General features: G+C 67.7%; 12 protein-coding genes. 11 read left to right on the top strand and 1 reads right to left on the bottom strand.

Annotated elements, in window-relative coordinates; genetic code table 11:
• Positions 1-5 precede the first annotated feature (5 nt).
• From AC1D2E_RS16170 to AC1D2E_RS16145, 6 genes are all read left to right on the top strand, one after another.
• Positions 6-3,602: a hypothetical protein gene (locus AC1D2E_RS16170; protein WP_478198319.1), complete on the top strand. Its 3,597-nt coding sequence runs from the start codon at positions 6-8 to the stop codon at positions 3,600-3,602.
• 14 nt (positions 3,603-3,616) lie between these two features.
• A complete protein-coding gene (locus AC1D2E_RS16165; RefSeq protein WP_478198318.1) occupies positions 3,617-4,999 on the top strand; it encodes a ComEC/Rec2 family competence protein in 1,383 nt (460 codons plus the stop codon).
• 57 nt (positions 5,000-5,056) lie between these two features.
• Entirely contained in the window at positions 5,057-7,072 is a 2,016-nt protein-coding gene (locus AC1D2E_RS16160) for a hypothetical protein (RefSeq protein ID WP_478198317.1), read from the top strand.
• Positions 7,073-7,074: 2 nt separating this feature from the next.
• Complete coding sequence (locus AC1D2E_RS16155) at positions 7,075-8,487, top strand: MBL fold metallo-hydrolase (protein WP_478198316.1); 1,413 nt, start codon at positions 7,075-7,077, stop codon at positions 8,485-8,487.
• Positions 8,488-8,631: 144 nt separating this feature from the next.
• Positions 8,632-9,129 (top strand): VOC family protein, encoded by a 498-nt coding sequence (locus AC1D2E_RS16150; RefSeq protein WP_478198315.1) that lies wholly within the window; start codon positions 8,632-8,634, stop codon positions 9,127-9,129.
• Between the two features lie 39 nt (positions 9,130-9,168).
• Complete coding sequence (locus AC1D2E_RS16145; protein ID WP_478198314.1) at positions 9,169-9,498, top strand: cupin domain-containing protein; 330 nt, start codon at positions 9,169-9,171, stop codon at positions 9,496-9,498.
• A 61-nt stretch (positions 9,499-9,559) separates the two neighbouring features.
• Here AC1D2E_RS16145 and AC1D2E_RS16140 read toward each other — a convergent pair whose 3' ends face one another.
• Entirely contained in the window at positions 9,560-11,515 is a 1,956-nt protein-coding gene (locus AC1D2E_RS16140) for a dipeptidyl-peptidase 5 (RefSeq protein ID WP_478198313.1), read from the bottom strand.
• A 253-nt stretch (positions 11,516-11,768) separates the two neighbouring features.
• Between AC1D2E_RS16140 and AC1D2E_RS16135 the strand changes: the two genes are divergently transcribed.
• The 5 genes from AC1D2E_RS16135 to AC1D2E_RS16115 all read left to right on the top strand — a co-directional run bounded on the left by AC1D2E_RS16135 (position 11,769) and on the right by AC1D2E_RS16115 (position 18,098).
• Positions 11,769-13,565, top strand: a complete 1,797-nt coding sequence (locus tag AC1D2E_RS16135; RefSeq protein ID WP_478198312.1) for a PQQ-dependent methanol/ethanol family dehydrogenase — start codon at positions 11,769-11,771, stop codon at positions 13,563-13,565.
• 10 nt (positions 13,566-13,575) lie between these two features.
• Positions 13,576-13,917: a high-potential iron-sulfur protein gene (locus AC1D2E_RS16130; protein WP_478198311.1), complete on the top strand. Its 342-nt coding sequence runs from the start codon at positions 13,576-13,578 to the stop codon at positions 13,915-13,917.
• A gap of 8 nt (positions 13,918-13,925) precedes the next feature.
• Positions 13,926-14,819, top strand: a complete 894-nt coding sequence (locus AC1D2E_RS16125; protein WP_478198310.1) for a sensor histidine kinase — start codon at positions 13,926-13,928, stop codon at positions 14,817-14,819.
• On the top strand, positions 14,816-15,451 hold the full coding sequence (locus AC1D2E_RS16120; protein WP_478176773.1) for a response regulator: 636 nt from the start codon (positions 14,816-14,818) through the stop codon (positions 15,449-15,451). Before AC1D2E_RS16125 ends, AC1D2E_RS16120 begins: the two co-directional genes overlap by 4 nt.
• A 112-nt stretch (positions 15,452-15,563) precedes the next feature.
• Positions 15,564-18,098, top strand: a complete 2,535-nt coding sequence (locus AC1D2E_RS16115; RefSeq protein WP_478198309.1) for a TonB-dependent receptor — start codon at positions 15,564-15,566, stop codon at positions 18,096-18,098.
• The last annotated feature ends 3 nt before the right edge of the window (positions 18,099-18,101 follow it).

The following is an 18,101-nucleotide window of genomic DNA, read 5'->3' as shown; positions in this document are numbered from 1 at the left end:
TGGCCATGGAACCCAGGATCGACAGGCACTGGCGGGTTCCGCTTCCGGTCTACCGCAGGCTGCGTGTCTTCGCCTTCGATCCCGGCACCACCGCGCGCTTCGAGACCGCGGTGATGAACGAGATGACGCTGCTCGTGCCGTGGGAGGACCTGCAGCCCGGGCCGATCGGCGAATACGTGGCCGTGGTGGACAAGGACGACCAGGGGCGCCAGGTGCATCCGCCGGTCGACCTCGACGACCCGCAAATCCTGGCGAACGACGGCCTCGCGCCTTCCGACGGCAATCCGCAGTTCCACCACCAGATGGCGTATGCGGTCGCGATGCGGACGATCCGCAACTTCGAGCGCGCGCTCGGACGATCGATCCATTGGCCGCCGGCGATGAAGGGCCAGCGCGTGACCTATCGCAGGCAACTGCCCATCTACCCGCACTACATCGCGGACACCAACGCCTTCTACAAGCCCGACGACGGCCTGTGCCTGGGGTACTTCCGCGCCGGGGAAGCCTCGGCGTTCGCGGGCACCACGGTATTCACCTGCCTGTCGCAGGACGTCATCGCGCACGAGATCACGCACGCCATCCTGGGCGGGATGCGCATCTCGTTCAAGGGCAAGAGCCCGGACGTCCTCGCCCTGCACGAGGCCTACGCGGACCTGATCGCCGTGCTGCAGCACTTCTGGCCGTCGGACGTGTTCCGGGGCCAGATTGCCGCGATCCGGGGAAAGCTCGAGAACTCGAGCCGCCTCGGCGCCATCGCCCCGCAGTTCGGCGAGGCCCTCGGGCGGCCCGAAGGCATCCGCAACGCGCTCGGATCGATCGACGAGGCGGGCGTCTGGCATCCCCGCAAACCCGATCCGAAGGCCTACGCCGCGACGCTCGAACCGCACGATCGCGGCGCGATCGTGGTGAGCGCGGTCTTCGAGGCCCTGAAGAAGATCTACGAGGCGCGCACCTCGGACCTGCGGCGCATCGCCACCAAGGGCAGCGGCATCCTGCCCGAGGGCCTGTTGCATCCCGATCTCGTGAACCGGCTGGCGCAGGAGGCGTCGCGCTCGGCGCAGCGCGTGCTGGAGATGATCATCCGCGCGCTCGACTACATGCCGCCCGTGGAAACCACGAGCGGCGACTTCCTGCGCGCCATCGTCACGGCCGACTACGACATCCGCCCGGTCGACGACGGCAACTACCGCCTGGCTTTCGTCGACGCTTTTCGCAGCTACGGCATTCCCCTTTCGGAAGTCGGCACTCTGTCGCAGGACACGATCCTCTGGCGGGCGCCGGCGAACTCCGACGCGACGCGCGCGGTGAGCGAGTTCGTGCGCGAGCTGTCGCTCGAGTTCACGCCGTGGACGCTGCCGCGCGATCGCGAGGCGCTGTGGAAGCTGCTGGAAGACAAGCGCGCGCTGCTGCACAAGCGCCTCTGCGACAGTCCGATCGGCGCGATCGGTCCGATCGATCTGCACCGGCGCTTCGAGGTCGAGTCCTTCCATCCGCGCGAGCGCAGCGACGCGTCCGGCAACTTCGCGTTCCAGTGGGTCATCAAGCTGGTCCAGGAGGTGTCCACCAGGGCGCGCGCGAAGCCGAAGGCCAGGGCGCTCGAACTGGAAGTCGAAGTCGACGTCCGGCCGTGGGCCGGGGTCACGCTGATCGTCGACGCCGACAGCGGCCAGGTCCGCTACCAGATCGAGCGCAAGACACCCAAGGCGACGGCGAAGAAGGGCACGGCCCCTGCGGCACCGAAAGTCGATGCCCCCCCGATCGCCCCGGCGACGCAACGTCTGGTGCGCGTCTTTGCCTTCGACCCCAGCATGGGCCGCCAGCGCGAGACCGCCGGCATCAACGAGACCCTGATCCGCGTTCCCTGGGAGCGCGACGCCGCCGGCGCCGACATCCTCGAGCCGGGGCCGGCCGGCGAATACATCGAGGTGGTGGACCGCGATCCCGCGAGCCGGTGCTTCTACGAACCGGTCGACCTGAACGACCGCTACGTGGTGGCGCAGCATGGGCTGCCGCCCTCGGAAAGCAGCCCGCAGTTCCACCAGCAGATGGTGTATGCGGTCGCGATGCGGACCATCCGCACCTTCGAGCGCGCGCTCGGGCGATTGGCCTTGTGGCGCTCGCACGGCACGAAGGACGCCGAAGGCCGCTTGGGCGAGGCGTACGTCCAGCGCCTGCGCATCTATCCGCACGCGCTGCGCGAGGCCAACGCCTACTACAGCCCCGACAAGAAGGCCTTGCTGTTCGGCTATTTCTCGGCGCCGGCGTCGGCGCAGGAGAGCGCGGCCCGGCTCACCGTCTTCAGCTGCCTCTCGCACGACATCGTGGCGCACGAGGTGACGCACGCGCTGCTCGACGGCATGCACCGGCGCTTCAGCGAGCCCAGCAATCCGGACGTGCTCGCCTTCCATGAGGCCTTCGCGGACATCGTCGCGCTGTTCCAGCATTTCTCCCTGCCGGAAGTGCTGCGGCACCAGATCGCATCGACGCGCGGAGACCTCGCCGGCCAGAGCCAGCTCGGCCAGCTGGCGCAGGAATTCGGCCAGGCGATCGGCAGCCGGGGCGCGCTCCGAAGCGCGATCGGCAGCATCGACGAGCAGACCGGCCGCTGGACGCGCCTCGAAGGCCAGCCCGGCGACTACCAGCGATCTTCCGAGCCGCACGAACGCGGCGCGGTGCTGGTGGCCGCCGTGTTCGATGCCTTCCTCTCCATCTACAAGAGCCGCGTCGCCGATCTCTTCCGGATCGCGAGCGAGGGCACCGGCGTGACGCCCGAGGGCAGCCTGCAGCCCGATCTGGTCGACCGGCTCACCGACGAGGCTTCGCAATCGGCGCGCCAGGTGCTCGACATGTGCATCCGCGCGCTCGACTATTGCCCGCCGGTGGACATCACTTTCGGCGACTACCTGCGCGCCCTCGTCACCGCGGACTTCGAGAACGACCCGGTGGACGAGGAGCACCGCCGGGTGGCGTTCATCGAGGCCTTCCGGCGGCGCGGCATCGTGGCGGAGACCGTCCAGGCCTTCTCGGTCGAAGGACTGCTCTGGCGCGCGGCGACGGCGGCGCCCGACGAGGACGAGCACGTGGTGGTCGGCATCGTCAAGGAATGGGCCAAGGACATCCGCTCCTGGGGGCTCTCCAAGGATCGCCAGGCCCTCTTCGAGCTGACCCGCGATCGCCGCGCCGCGCTGCACGCCCACCTGAAGCCCCGGCTCTCGAAGGAAAGCGTGGTGCTGGCGGGCATCGATCCCGAGCTGCCGTTCGAGGTGCATTCGCTGCGTCCGTCGATTCGCATGGATTGGGAGGGCCGCCCGAACTTCCAGTGGGTCATCGAACTGACGCAGCGCATCCCGCAGCATGTCGGCGGCGAGGGCGATCACGCCGGTCGCAAGCCCGACTACTACTTCCGCGGCGGATGCACGCTGCTGGTCGATGCGGAGACCGGAGAGGTGCGCTACAGCATCAAGAAGAAGCTCACCGAAGAGCGCAAGAACCGGCAGCGCCGCTTCTTCGTCGACGAGGGCAGCCGCAGCCTCGCCGCGACGTACTTCGGCTCGCCCGGCGCGGAGGAGCGTGAGCCCTTCGCGGTCCTGCACCGGCATTGAGTCAGGAGCGCGACATGGACTCCGTTCGCATCCGCATGTTCCGCCAGGGTCTGGGCGATTCATTCCTGCTGAGCTTTCCGGGCGACGCCGGCGAGGTGCATGTGCTGATCGATTTCGGCGTGCTGCTGGGAACCTCGGACGCCAAGGCCAGGATGCAGAAGGTCGCGGGCCATATCGTGGCCGCGACGAAGCCCAGGCTCGACGTCATCGTTGCCACGCACGAGCACTGGGACCACGTCTCGGGCTTCGCGCAGGCCCAGCCGATGCTGGAGAAGGAACAGCTCGAAGTCGGCGAGGCCTGGGTCGCGTGGACCGAGAAGCCCGGCGAGGCGCTGGCCGACGAGCTTCGCGGCCGGCGCGCGTCGGCCCTGAACCGGATCGCGGCGGCGAGCCGGCAGTTCGCGGCGGTGAACGAGCCGGCGGCGCAGAAGACGGCGGCGCGCCTGGACGCGATCCTGGCCTTCTTTGGCGGCCCCGGCGCCGCCGCGCGCGCCACCACCCGGTCGGCCATGGACTGGGTCAAGGCGCGCACGGCGCCGCGCCCGCCGCGCTACCTGTTTCCCGGCGAAACCTTCACCTTGCCCGGCGCGAAGGGCGTCCGGGTCTATGTGCTCGGTCCGCCGCACGACAGGAAGTGGATCAAGAAGAGCGATCCGACGAAAGGCGCGAGCGAGGTCTACCAGCTGGCCGCCGCGAGCGGCGCGGAGTTCGGCCTCTTCGCGGCCATCGATGCGATCGAGCAGGGCGTCGCACCTGCGATGCAACCCTTCGACGAGTGGTTCCGCATCAGCGAAGACAAGGCGCGTGCCACGCCTTTCTTCAGTGATCGCTACGAGCAGGGGCCCGCATGGCGGCGCATCGAGAACGACTGGCTCGGCCCCGCGGGCGCGCTCGCCCTGCAGCTCGATTCCGACACCAACAACACCAGCCTGGTGCTGGCTTTCGAGCTCGAGGCGACCGGCGAGGTGCTGCTGTTTCCCGCCGATGCGCAGGTCGGCAACTGGCTGTCGTGGGACGGCATCGAATGGACCGTCGATTCGGGTGGCGCCACGCGCAAGGTCAAGGCGGCGCAACTGCTCGCACGCACCGTGTTCTACAAGATCGGCCACCACGGCAGCCACAACGCGACGCTGCGAGAAAACGGCCTGGAGCGGATGACCGACGAAGGCCTGGTCGCGATGCTGCCGCTCGACCGCAAGACCGCGGCGAAGATGGAATGGAACATGCCTTTCCCGTCGCTCTACGAGCGCCTCGGCGAGCGTTGCAAGGGCCGCATCCTCGACCTCGAACTTGGAATCCCCGCGAAGCCGGCAGCCGTGTCCGACGCCGAATGGGGGCAGTTCCTCGACAGGGTGGATGTGAAGGAAGACTGGATCGACTACCGGCTGCCGCTGTGACGACGGCGACGCGATGCCACCGGCACCGACAACTCAAGAAGAAACGGAGACCCGCGCATGGCAGACAAGACGACACGCGCCGCAGTGCCGCGCAAGCGGGCGGTCAGAAGCACCGCGCAGCCGCCCTGGATGAAGATCCCCGAACCTGCGACGCGCAAGCTGCGGGTCTACGCGCTGGACCCGAGCGCCGGCAACTTCGTCGGCAACGTGATGTCGGTCGATATCCGCTGGGAGAGGAACCTCAAGCCCGGCCCGGTCGGGCGCCGGTTCGCGGTGATCGACTATGACGGCGCGAACAAGTGCTACTACCCGCCCGTCGATCTCAACGACTATCGCATCCTCTCGCGCAACGGGCTCGATCCCTCGGAATCCGATCCGAGGTTCCACCAGCAGATGGTCTATGCCGTTGCGTCGCAGACGGTCGAGAAGTTCGAGGCGGCGCTCGGCCGCACGGTCCACTGGCGCCGCGCCGATCGGCCCGCGGGGCAGGAGAAGCCCACGGACCCGGCGGACGACATCTGGGTGCTCAAGCTCTATCCGCATGCGATGGTGCAGGCCAACGCGTTCTACAGCCGCGAGGCGCAGGGGATTCTTTTCGGCTACTTTCGCGCGGCGGAGAAGAACCAGGGCAACAACCTGCCGGGCCAGCGTGTCTTCACCTGCCTGTCGCACGACATCATCGCGCACGAGGTCACGCATGCGGTCATCGACGGCATCCGCACCTTCTTCACGGAGCCGACCAATCCGGACGTGCTCGCGTTTCATGAAGCCTTCGCCGACCTCACGGCGCTCTTCCTGCACTTCTCGCACAAGGATGCGCTGCTCGACACGATTCGCAAGACGGGCGGGCGCCTGTATCCGTTCGAGCTGACGCCGGATGCCGCGCCGGCGGAGGGGTCGGCGCACATGAGCGGCGCCCCGACCGAAACGGGGGCCCGCATCCGTGCCGAATCATCCGTGCGCAATCCGCTGGTCGAACTCGCACAGCAATTCGGGCAGGCTTCCGGCATGGGCCACGGCCTGCGCGCCGCCCTCGAGGAGCGGCCCGATCCCGGCGCGCTGAGCCAGCGCGTCAACGATCCGCACTACCGCGGCTCGATCCTCGTGGCGGCGGTCTTCGACGCCTACTTCTCGACCTACCTGAGCGCCTCCGCCGACCTCTTTCGCATCTACCGCGCGGGCGGCGCGTCGATGTCGTCGCCCGAGTTGCCGAGCTCGCTGGCAACCCTGCTGACGGAGCACGCATCGAAGACCGCCGACGCGTTCTTCCAGCTCTGCGCCCGTGCGCTGGACTATTGCCCGCCGATCGACATCACCTTCGGCGACTTCCTGCGCGCGCTCATCACCGCGAGCGTCGACCTGCGCCCGGAAGAAGATCGTGGCCTGCGGCAGGCGCTGATGCAGGCCTTCCGCGTGCGCGGCATCTATCCCGACGGCGCCAGCTTCTTCTCCGAAGACGCGCTCTGCTGGACACGGGTGCCCGACTGGACGAAGAGCCCCGTCCCCGAGGCGCTGCCGTCCGTGGTGGCGGAGATCGAGGATCCGGAGACCCGGGAGCGCGTGGCGCAGGAACTGCAGTTCGGACTTCCAGGCGGCCTGACGCGGGCGCAGAAGGACCTCAACGGAGCGATCCTGCGCGCGTACGCACGGCAGAATGCGGCCCGGCTCGGCTTCGACGACGATCCGGGCCTTGCGCCGGAGCGCTTGCCCTATGCGCCGTCCTTCCACCAGGTGTTCCGCATGGCGCCGGACGGCAGGATGCGCATCGACATGGTGGTCGAGCTGGTCCAGACGCGCCGTGTGCCCTTCGACAAGGACTATCCGGAGGCTGGCTCGTTCCCCCTGCGCGGCGGCGTGACGCTGATCATCGCGGCGCCCGACCGCGACCACTACGGCCACCACATTCCACCCAGGGTTCGCTTCGCGGTACGCAAGCCGCTCGTCGGGTCCGAGGCCGACATGCGGGAGGCGAGGCAAAGGCGGTATGCGTTCGCCACCGGCCTCGTCAACGGCGACACCGGCAAGGACAGCCACTTCCAGGTCGACTTCGGACTTCTGCATCAGGGGATATGACCATGGCGACCAAGACGACTGCACCGGCAAGGAAGGCAACGGCCAGGAAGACGGCGCCGGCGAAGAAGGCGACCCGGACGAACGCCACCGCGGACCGCAGCGGGCTGCGCGTGCGCATGTACCGCGTGGGTTTCGGGGACTTCTTCCTCGTGACCGTGCCGACGCGCCACGGCCCGCGGCACATCCTCATCGATTGCGGCGTGCACGCCGGCAACATCAAGAGCATGCCGGCCTGCGTACAGGATCTGATCGAGGCCACCGGCCGCAAGCTGGCGCTCGTGATCGTGACCCACTACCACGCGGACCATCTGTCCGGTTTCGCGACGCAGGCCAGGGAGTTCGAGCAATTCGAGGTCGAGGCGGTCTGGATCACCAATCGCCTGGACCCGAAGGATGGTGGGGCGATGAAGATCAAGTCGCAGATCCACTCGCTCGCCATGCACCTGCGCCTGCAGCTCGCGGCGCGCCAGGACCTCGATGGCGCGCAGGCACTGGCCATGGCGGAAAACGCCCTCGGCGTCGCGGGCGGCAGCAACGACCAGGCCATGGCGCTGGTCACCCGCGGCTTCAGGAATTCGCCGCCCGTGCACTACTACGAGGCCGGCGACACGGCCGAGCTGCCGCCCTCGCTGCGCGGCACACTGACGGCGCAGATCCTCGGGCCGGCGCCGAAACACGCGGTCGCCGATTTCACCGCCAGCGACAACAAGGCGGAGCAGTATCTCGCGGCGGTCGATGCGCAGGGCCTTCCGGATGCGGAAGGCTTCGAGCCCTTCGAGCGCCGGTGGCCGGCGACAGCAGCCGACTATCCGCCGGAAGCCTTCCGGCCATGGGCATCGCCCGCCATGATGGAGAAGGCGCTGCACGACGTGCAGCCCGACGTGCTGGCCGCCGCGGCGACGGCGATCGACGGCACGCTCAACAACCAGAGCCTCGTCGTGCTCTTCACCTGCCGGGGCAAGAAGCTGCTGTTCGTCGGCGACGCTCAATGGGGCAATTGGGCGTACTGGCTCTACGGCAAGCCAGTGAAGGGCGCCGACCCGGGCCTCTCGGCCGAAGCGCGACGGATCCTGTCGTCGATCGATTTCTACAAGGTCGGCCACCACGGAAGCACCAACGCCACGCCGATCCCGGCGGTCGGCGCGCTCTCGATGAAATGCGTGGCGATGTGCTCGACCGAGACGGGCTTCCCGAGCGCCAAGCGCACCTACGGCAGCATCGACAAGCAGACCGAAGTCCCGCGCATCCCGCTGATGGAGGCACTCGAGAAGCAGACCGGCAAGAAGCTCGTGCGCAGCGACTGGCTGGCCACGACCTTCGCGAAGGCATCCCCCGAGGCGCACAAGCAGCTGGACCGGCTGCCGCCGGACTTCGAGACGGGCGACATCTACATCGATTATGTGTTTCCGGACTGACGGGGCCGGTGACACCGGGAACAATCGGCGGATCCCTACAATGGCATCCGTCCCGGCCGACAAACCGAGGTGGCGCGATGCGGACGATCGGAGTTGTCTGGACGGTGGCGGATGCCGGGTGCTCAACGCTTCAGGAGACACGATATGACCAGCAAGAACACGATCTGTCTGTGGTACGAGGGCGCCGCCGTTGACGCCGCAAACTTCTATGCCGCAACATTCCCCGACAGCGCTGTCGGCGCCGTCTTCCGCGCACCGGGCGACTATCCCGACGGCAAGCAGGGCGACGTCCTGACGGTCGAGTTCACCGTCGTCGGCATCCCCTGCATCGGGCTGAACGGCGGCCCGCACTTCAAGCACAACGAGGCCTTCTCTTTTCAGATCGCGACCGACGACCAGGCCGAAACCGACCGCCTGTGGAACGCAGTCGTCGGCAATGGCGGCCAGGAAAGCGAGTGCGGCTGGTGCAAGGACCGGTGGGGATTGTCATGGCAGATCACCCCGCGCGCCCTCATCGCGGCGCTGTCCGACCCCGATGGCGCGGCGGCCAAGCGCGCGTTCGACGCGATGATGACCATGAAGAAGATCGACATCGCCGCGATAGAGGCGGCACGGCTGGGCCGGAACTTGTCCTCAAGTTGATGGAAACTGACCGGGGCCATCCCAGAGCTTCATACCGACATGGCACTCCAGCACGCTTCTCCCGGCCAAGCGCTCGACATACGACCATTGGGTGCTCGTCTTTCGACCGACAAGACGTCGGCGCTGTTCAAGTCGGCAGACCTTGAGGTCATGCGCCTGGTGCTGCTTGCGGGGAAGTCGCTGCCGCCGCACAAGGTGCCCGGCGAAATCACGATTCACTGCCTCGAAGGCAGCCTGGATGTTGCGCTCGATGAGGCCACCGTGAGGCTGGCGGCAGGGCAGATGCTGTTCCTCACCGGGAACGCGACGCACGGCGTCAACGCAGTGACCGACACCAGCGCGCTGGTGACCATCGCCCTGAAATCCTGAAGTTGCCTGTCGAAAAAGCCGGGTCCCACCAACCGCTCCCGCAGTTGTCCACCGGCACCGCTCACCGGCTGCTGATCGGCATGGCATCGGTGCTGACACCGAACGCCAGTGCATCAAAAAAAGCGGCTTCAGCCTGTAGCGCTTGTTGAATATTCGAGGCCTGTCGAAAGCCGTGCTGCTCCCCGGCAAAGAGCAGGTAGAGGGCCGGGATGCCTCGTGCACGCAGGGCCGCCACCATCTGCTCGGTCTGGCTGGGCGGCACGATCTTGTCTTCCGCGCCCTGGAAGAACGCCACCGGCGCGCTCAACCGGTCCGCGTGGCGCACCGGCGTGCGGTCGAAGTAGGCCTGCGGGTCGGAAAGCGGTCCGACCAGCCAGTCCAGATAGCGTGACTCGAACTTGTGCGTTTCGCGCGCCAGCGCCAGGAGATCGCTCACGCCGTAGTGGCTTGCGCCCGCCTTGAAGAGCATCCGGATCGCCGGGTCTGCATGCGTGAGGCAGCGGAGTGCCGTGAAGCCCCCGGCACTGCCGCCGGTGATGACCATCCGCGTCGCATCGACCCACTGATCCGCAGCCAGGTACGACGCGGCGGCCGCGCAGTCTTCGGCGTCGATGATGCCCCACATCCGATGCAGGCGATCGCGGTAGGCGCGGCCGTAGCCGGTGCTGCCGCCGTAGTCCACGTCGACGACGGCGATGCCGCGACTGGTCCAGAACTGCGTGCGCAGGTCGAGGCTTCTGGAGGCCGAGGAGGTGGGGCCGCCATGGCACTTGACCACCAGCGGCGGCAGCGCGCCGGCCGGGCCCTGGTAGTGCGCATTGGCAGGCGGATAGAACAATGCGAACGCGACTTCGCCTCGTGGCGTGGGGAACGCGAAGCGTCGGGGCACCGAGATGTGGTCGCGCATCGCGGCGTCGCGCCGCAGGTCCGAAACGCTCCTGACCACGGTCGCGTCGCCGGAGCTCGCTTCGAGCACGACGACCGCGCTCGCAACACCCGGCCCGCCGGCCTTGAACACCACCTTGCCGCCGTTCGCCCGCACTGCGGAGAAGTCCGTGTACGGAAGATCGAAGGGTACGAGCGTGCTGTCGCGCAGGTCCAGCCGTGCGAGCTTGCCCATCCCGTCTTCAATGTAGGCGCACACCAGCCGATGCGGCGACAGGAAGGCGTACGTCGACATGCCGAAAGCCCATTGCGCGCGGCCGAACTCCGCGGCCATCGGGCATAGGTTGGTGCTGGAGCCGCTCGCGTCGCACCGGTAGATGTTCCACCAGCCCGATCGATCCGACACATAGTGCAGCAGGCCGTCGGCAGACCACTCGGGCTGGAACACGGATTCGCCCGGCCCGCCTGCAATGTGCGCCGCGTGAGTGACCGCAGTGCCGTCGAAATCGCCGACCCACAGCGCTGCGGCGGTCCACGGCATGTCGGGATGATTCCATGTCAGCCATGCGAGCCTTGTTCCATCGGGGCTGAGACGCGGAGATGCATAGAAGTCATTGCCCTGCACGAGCGCCTCGCCGGCGTCGCCTCCGCCCAGACCCACGGCGACGATCGTGTTGATCGCTTCCTTGCCCGGTACGCGGTGGTCTTCGCGAATGCCGATCCAGAGCTGGCGGCGGGCGTCGAGCAGCCCGTCGGCGTAGCGCAGGGCGGCAGCGTCGGACGGCGGGGTCAAAGCGACCGCGGCGGCGCCGGGGCCATCGATGCGGTAGAGCCGCTGGTCGGAGAAGTTCGAAAAGCAGACCGTGCCCGCCGCCGCCAGCACCGCACCACCGCCGTATTCATGGACCCGCGTGCGCGCCGAGAAGGGCGTCGGCGTGACGTCGACCCCCACGCCGTCCGGTCCCAGCCGCACCAGCACCTGGCGCCCGGCCTCCAGCGGCCTTCCTTCGATCCAGTACACCTCGCCGCGGTCGAGCAACACGTCGACCAGCGTGGTCTGGGCCGCAGCCACGCGTTCGGGGGTGATCGGCGACACCCAGGTGCCGAACGGTGCAGTGATGGGATCGGACATGCGCTGATTGTTCCACCGGCCATGGCCCGCCGCAGCATCCGGCCACTGTGACGCGATGTCACGCTCTTCAGTACCTCGACTGTTCAACCTTGTAGCAGTCCAACGGGAAAACCCGCATGCCAAGGACCGCGGATCGATCCGTATTGCGACAGCGCCGGGTCTGGATGCATGGCATGGCACTTGCCCCTCTGGAGCGTGGCGGGCGCGCGCTTCGCGCGCTTCCTCGACCCATGTTCCACCCTCAGGAGACACCATGCAATTGAAGCTCTTAGCCGCACTCATCTCGGCCGGCCTGGCCGCTGCTGCCGCCCACGCGCAGGTCACGGACAAGATGATCCAGTCGGAAGCCACTGCCACAGGCAACGTCCTGACCTGGGGCATCAACACCCAGGGCCAGCGCTACTCGCCGCTGAAGCAGGTCAACGCCACCAACGCCGCCAAGCTGCTGCCGGTGTGGGCCTTCTCGTTCGGCGGCGAGAAGCAGCGCGGGCAGGAGTCTCAGCCGGTGATCATGAATGGCAAGATGTTCGTCACCGCGTCCTACTCGCGCATCTTCGCGCTCGACGCGGCCACCGGCAAGAAGCTGTGGAAGTACGAGCACCGGCTGCCCGAGGGCATCATGCCCTGCTGCGACGTGGTCAACCGGGGTGCCGCGCTCTACGACAACCTCGTGATCTTCGCGACCCTCGACGCGCAACTCGTTGCGCTCGACCAGAACACCGGCGACGTGGTCTGGAAGGAGAAGTTCGACGACTACGCCGCCGGCTACTCGGCCACCGCGGCGCCGATCATTGCCGACGGCGTGATGCTGACCGGCGTATCGGGCGGCGAGTTCGGCGTGGTCGGCCGCGTCGAGGCGCGCGACCCGAAGACCGGCAAGCTGCTGTGGATCCGGCCCACCGTCGAAGGCCACATGGGCTACACCTTCGACAAGGACGGAAACAAGAAGGAGAACGGGATCTCCGGCACGACCAACAAGAGCTGGCCCGGCGACCTGTGGAAGACCGGCGGCGCGGCCACCTGGCTCGGCGGCACCTACGACGCCAAGACCGGCCTGGCCTATTTCGGCACCGGCAATCCGGCGCCCTGGAACAGCCATCTTCGAGAGGGCGACAACCTCTACTCGTGTTCGACCGTGGCCATCGATGTGAAGACCGGCCAGATCAAGTGGAGCTACCAGAGCACGCCCAATGACAGCTGGGACTTCGACGGCGTCAACGAGTTCGTCACCTTCGACATGGACGGCAAGCGCGTCGGCGGCAAGGCCGACCGCAACGGCTTCTTCTACGTCAATGACGCCAGCACCGGCCAGCTCATCAATGCCTTTCCGTTCGTCAAGAAGATCACCTGGGCCAGCAGCATCGACCTGAAGACCGGGCGGCCCAATTTCATTGCGGACAACCGTCCCGGCGACCCGACCGCCGCGTCCGATGGCAAGAAGGGCAGCCCCGTGTTCGCCGCGCCCGGCTTCCTCGGCGGCAAGAACCAGATGCCGATGGCCTACAGCCCCGACACGAAGATGTTCTACGTGCCAGCCAACGAATGGGGAATGGACATCTGGAACGAGCCGGTCGCGTACAAAAAGGGCGCGGCCTACCTCGGCGCCGGCTTCACGATCAAGCCGCTCAACGAGGACTACATCGGTTCGCTGCGCGCCTTCGACCCGAAGACCGGCAAGATGGCCTGGGAAGTCAAGAACGGCGCGCCGCTCTGGGGCGGCGTGTTGACCACCGGTGGCAACCTCGTCTTCTGGGGCACGCCGGAGGGCTACCTGAAGGCGGCCGACGCCAAGACCGGCAAGGTGGTCTGGCAGTTCCAGACCGGCTCCGGCATCGTTGCGCCGCCCATCACCTGGATGCAGGGTGGCGAGCAATACATCGGCGTGGTGTCGGGCTGGGGCGGAGCGGTGCCGCTGTGGGGCGGCGAGGTTGCAAAGAAGATCAACCTGCTCGAGCAGGGCGGCATGGTCTGGGTCTTCAAGATTCCCGGCGCCGCGGGCGCGTCGCGCACGGTCCAGGCCGGTGGCGCGGCCAAGCTCGCATCCAACTGAGGACGAGATCATGAACGAGATCAACAAAGGCCTGGCCGTCGGGGTGACCCGGAGGGCCTTCGCGGGCTGCCTGGTGGGTGGCACCTGCGTCGCGACGCTGATGCCCGTCGCGGTATCGGCCGCCGCGCACGTCGAGGAGTCCGATGAGACCGCGGCGGCCCTGGGCTACAGGCACGACACCAAGAGCGTCGACGCCAAGAAGTATCCCAAGCATGCGGCGACGCAGCGCTGCGCGAACTGCGCGATGTGGCAGGGCGCGGCCACCGACCCATGGGCTGGCTGTGCGATGTTCGGGCGCAAGCAGATCGCGGCCGACGGTTGGTGCACGGCCTGGGTGAACAAGCCGGGCTGAGCGTGGCAATGAAGCGAGCCGGCGGCACCGCATGGCGCGGCGACCTGGCCTGGGTGCTGGCGATCACCGGGGGGACGTTTGCACTGTCGAGCGCGCTCGAGCTGCATGAACGACTGGCCGCGATGTTCGCGCGCCACGAGGCATGGCAGGCCGACGAACTGCCGCTGACGCTGGTGGCCCTGTCGCTCGGCTTGGCCTGGTACGCCTGGCGGCGCCTCGGCGAGGTCGCAGGGCTGCTGCTGCACAACCGCGAGTTGACCCAGCAACTCATGACCGTGCAGGAAGGTGAACGGCTGGCCCTGGCGCGCGAGCTTCACGACGAACTGGCCCAGCATTGCACCGCCATCCGCGTCGAGGCCACCTGCATCCAGCGCTCGCGCTCGCTCGCCGAGGCCGGGCAGGCCGCGCGACGCGTGGCGTCGTCGGCCGAGTTGCTGCAGGACGGCGTGCGCCGGCTGCTGCGCCGGTTGCGGCCGGCCGAGCTCGATGCCCTGGGGCTCGCCGCGGCGCTGGAATCGCTGTGCAGGGACTGGGCGATGCGCACCGGCACCGCCTGCGAGTTTCAGTGCGCAGGTGATCTCGGCGGCTTCGGCGAGGCCGTGGACACCGCGGTCTTCCGCGTGACGCAGGAGGCGCTGGCCAACGTGTTCCGGCATGCGGATGCCACGCACGTGTGGGTCGAGCTGGCATCGACGCCGAGCGGCCTCGCGTTGCGCGTGGAAGATGATGGCAATGGCTTCGCGTCGAGCCGGAAGACGCGCGGCCTCGGCTTGATGGGCGCGGCCGAGCGCGCGGCGGCACTCGGCGGCGTGTTCGGCGCCTTCAGCACGCCGGGTCAGGGCACGCGCGTGCAATTGGAGTTGCCCGATGCGYGAGTCCTGAAGGCCGGGAGCCGCGCATGATCCGCCTGCTGCTCGTCGACGACCATCCGGTGGTGCGCGCCGGCTACCGGCATTTGCTCGAGCAGGACGGCGACATGACCGTGGTCGCGCAGGCCAGCCATGTCGATGAAGGCTGTGCGCTGTACCTCAAGCATGAGCCCGACATCACCGTGACCGACGTCTCGATGCCCGGCAGCAGCGGGCTCGAACTGGTGCGTCGCTTGCGCGAGCGCGTACCCCATGCGCGCACGCTGGTGTTCAGCATGCACGATGGCGAGATGCTGGTGCGCCGTGCGCTGGAACTCGGCGCGCTCGGTTTCGTGTCGAAGAGCAGTGCGCCCGAATGCCTGATCGACGCGGTGCATGCAGCGATCGAAGGGCGGCGCTACCTGAGCCCGGGACTGCCGCAGCGCTTGCTTCAAGGTCCCGGTGAAGCGCCGGGCGTCGAATCGCTCACGCAGCGGGAGTTCGAGATCTTCCGCCTGCTGTCGCGGGGCGAATCGCTCGCCGATTGCGCTCGCTCGCTGCACCTGAGTCCCAAGACCGTGTCGAACCACCAGAGCCTGATCAAGGACAAGCTTGGCATCGCCACCACGGCGGCGATGGCGCACCTCGCGATTCGTCACGGCCTCATCCAGCCGGAAGCCTGCTGAGCCACAGCGGGAAGTTTTCCCTGTCGCGGCGCAGCGGTTCCGCATACCTTGGGCGATGGGCGCACACGCGCTCGATCCACAACGAAGTCCATCGCCCGAGGAAGCCCAACCCATGAACCATCGCGATCGTCTTCGCGCCTTTTCCATGGCGGCGCCCGCCATCGCCGGGCTGATGCTGTGCCAATCGACCGGCGCCGTCGCGCAAGAGGCGGCTGCATCGGGCGAGCTGGCCACCATCGAGGTCGTCGCGCCGACGCCGCTGCCCGGACTCGACGTGCCGCGCGACGATCTGCCGTCCAATGTGCAAACGGCCACTGGTGCCGACCTCGAGCGCCTTCACGCGCCCGACCTGACGAATTTCCTCTTGCGCGCCGTCGGCGGCGTGACGGTGAACGAGACCCAAGGCAACCCGTTCCAGCCCGACATCAACTACCGCGGCTTCACCGCGTCGCCGCTGCTGGGCACGCCGCAGGGTTTGTCGGTGTTCATGGATGGCGTGCGCCTGAATCAACCCTTCGGCGACGTCGTGAGCTGGGACCTGATTCCGCGCTCGGTCATCTCGACGATCGCCCTGATGCCCGGCAGCAACCCGCTGTTCGGCCTCAACACGCTCGGCGGCGCGCTGGCCATCCAGACCAAGGACGGCTTGCACGACCCCGGCACTTCGGTCCAGGTGGTGGGCGGCTCGTGGGGCCGCGCCGCCGCCGAGTTCGAGACCGGCGGCAGCGACAAGGACAGCGGCTGGAACTGGTTCATCGCCGGCAACCGCTTTCACGAGAATGGCTGGCGCGTCGCTTCGCCCACCGATGTGAGCCAGCTCTTCACCAAGGTCGGACGGGTGACGCGCGACGGCAGCATCTCGCTCACCGCGGCCTTCGCCGACAACGACCTCACCGGCAACGGCACGCAGGCGCTGGGCGCACTGCAGCGCGACTGGGCCAGCGTGCGCACGATTCCCGACAACACCACGAACAAGTCGACCTTCCTGAACCTCGCGATGACCCAGGCCTTGAACGACACCTGGACACTGTCGGGCAACGCCTACTATCGCAACATCAGGACGAACACTTTCAACGGCGACGTCAACGACGATGCCTTGAGCGAATCGGTCTACCAACCCAGCCCGGCCGAGCGCGCGGCACTCGCCGCCGCGGGCTTCACGGGCGTGCCGACGAGCGGCGCCAACGCCTCCAATACGCCGTTTCCGAAGTGGCGCTGCATCGCCAACGCGCTGCTCAACACCGAACCCAACGAGAAGTGCAACGGCCTGATCAACCGCACCGAGACAAAGCAGCAGAACCAGGGCCTCGCGGGACAATTTTCCGCGGCAGCGAAGACGGGAAGCGTCGAACACCTGGTCGTGCTGGGCGCAGCCTACGATGCGAGCCGCGTGCGCTTCGGCCAGAGCACGCAGTTCGGCTACATCAACCCCGACCGCAGCGTGACGCCGGTGTTCGGCCCCGGCGCCTTTGCCGATGGCACGCAGGATTCAGAGAACGCCTTCGATGCGCGCGTCGCCTTGTCGAGCCGGTCGAGCACCTACAGCGTGTATGCCACCGACACCATGGCGCTCGATGCGAAGACGCACCTCACGCTCTCGGGCCGCTACAACAGTACTTCGGTCAACAATACCGATGGCCTGACGCCCGGTGGCGGCCCGGGCTCGCTGGATGGCCGCTACACCTTCAGCCGCCTCAATCCCGCGATCGGGCTGACCTTCGCGCCGAACGAAGCCGTCACCCTCTATGCCGGGGCCAACCAGGGCAGCCGCGCGCCGACGGCGATCGAGCTGGGTTGCGCCGATCCGGCGAGCCCGTGCAAGCTGCCCAATTCCTTTGCCGGCGACCCCCCGCTCAAGCAGGTGGTGACAACGACCTACGAGGCCGGCCTTCGCGGGGTGGTGCAGCCGAATACCACATGGAACTTCGGCGTGTTCCGTTCCGACAACCGCGATGACCTGTTGTTCGTGGCCGATGATTCGAGCGGCTTCGGCTACTTCAAGAACTTCGGCAAGACACGCCGGCAGGGCATCGAACTGGGCTTGAACGCGCAACCCGCCGGCGGCCTGACATTGGGCGGCAATTTCATGCTGCTCGACGCGACCTACCGCAGCGCGGAAACGGTCGGTGGGTCGGGCAACAGCAGCAACGACCAGGCACTGGCCGGCTTCCCCGGAACCACCGGCAATATCCAGATCCGGCCGGGCGACCGCATCCCGATGTTGCCGCGGCAAGTGCTCAAGCTGTCCGCCGACCTCGAACCGAACGCGCAATGGCGCATCGGCCTGGACATGGTCGCGTCGAGCGGCGCCAACCTGCGCGGCAACGAGAACGGCCTGCACATGCCTGACGGCGTGTACTACACCGGACCGGGGCGCACTTCGGGCTATGCGGTGTTCAACCTCGGCATCGACTACAAGCCGCGGCCCGGGCTGAAGTTCTTCGTGCAGGTCGCCAACCTGTTCGACCGCAAGTACGCGACCGGCGGCCAGCTTGGCACCGATGCTTTCACGGCCAGCGGGGCCTACATCGCGCGCGGGCTGCCGCGCAACGCCAACGGCGATGACCCGGTGACCCGGGCCAGCCTGGTGTCGCCCGCCGCACCGCGCGCGGCCTGGTTGGGCGTGCGCTACACCTTCGGCGCCTGAAAG

This window comes from Variovorax sp. P1_H2 (genome assembly GCF_056405295.1).
The sequence above is the reverse complement of the archived record's forward strand: the minus strand, read 5'-3'. Positions and strand labels throughout refer to the sequence as shown.

Bases quoted from the DNA above. Each gene is read 5' to 3' on its own strand.
- AC1D2E_RS16150 (WP_478198315.1), top strand. From the start codon at position 8,632: ATGACCAGCAAGAACACGATCTGTCTGTGGTACGAGGGCGCCGCCGTT.
- AC1D2E_RS16160 (WP_478198317.1), top strand. From the start codon at position 5,057: ATGGCAGACAAGACGACACGCGCCGCAGTGCCGCGCAAGCGGGCGGTC.
- AC1D2E_RS16140 (WP_478198313.1), bottom strand. From the start codon at position 11,515: ATGTCCGATCCCATCACTGCACCGTTCGGCACCTGGGTGTCGCCGATC.
- AC1D2E_RS16135 (WP_478198312.1), top strand. From the start codon at position 11,769: ATGCAATTGAAGCTCTTAGCCGCACTCATCTCGGCCGGCCTGGCCGCT.
- AC1D2E_RS16155 (WP_478198316.1), top strand. From the start codon at position 7,075: ATGGCGACCAAGACGACTGCACCGGCAAGGAAGGCAACGGCCAGGAAG.
- AC1D2E_RS16115 (WP_478198309.1), top strand. From the start codon at position 15,564: ATGAACCATCGCGATCGTCTTCGCGCCTTTTCCATGGCGGCGCCCGCC.
- AC1D2E_RS16170 (WP_478198319.1), top strand. From the start codon at position 6: ATGGAACCCAGGATCGACAGGCACTGGCGGGTTCCGCTTCCGGTCTAC.
- AC1D2E_RS16145 (WP_478198314.1), top strand. From the start codon at position 9,169: ATGGCACTCCAGCACGCTTCTCCCGGCCAAGCGCTCGACATACGACCA.
- AC1D2E_RS16130 (WP_478198311.1), top strand. From the start codon at position 13,576: ATGAACGAGATCAACAAAGGCCTGGCCGTCGGGGTGACCCGGAGGGCC.
- AC1D2E_RS16120 (WP_478176773.1), top strand. From the start codon at position 14,816: ATGATCCGCCTGCTGCTCGTCGACGACCATCCGGTGGTGCGCGCCGGC.
- AC1D2E_RS16165 (WP_478198318.1), top strand. From the start codon at position 3,617: ATGGACTCCGTTCGCATCCGCATGTTCCGCCAGGGTCTGGGCGATTCA.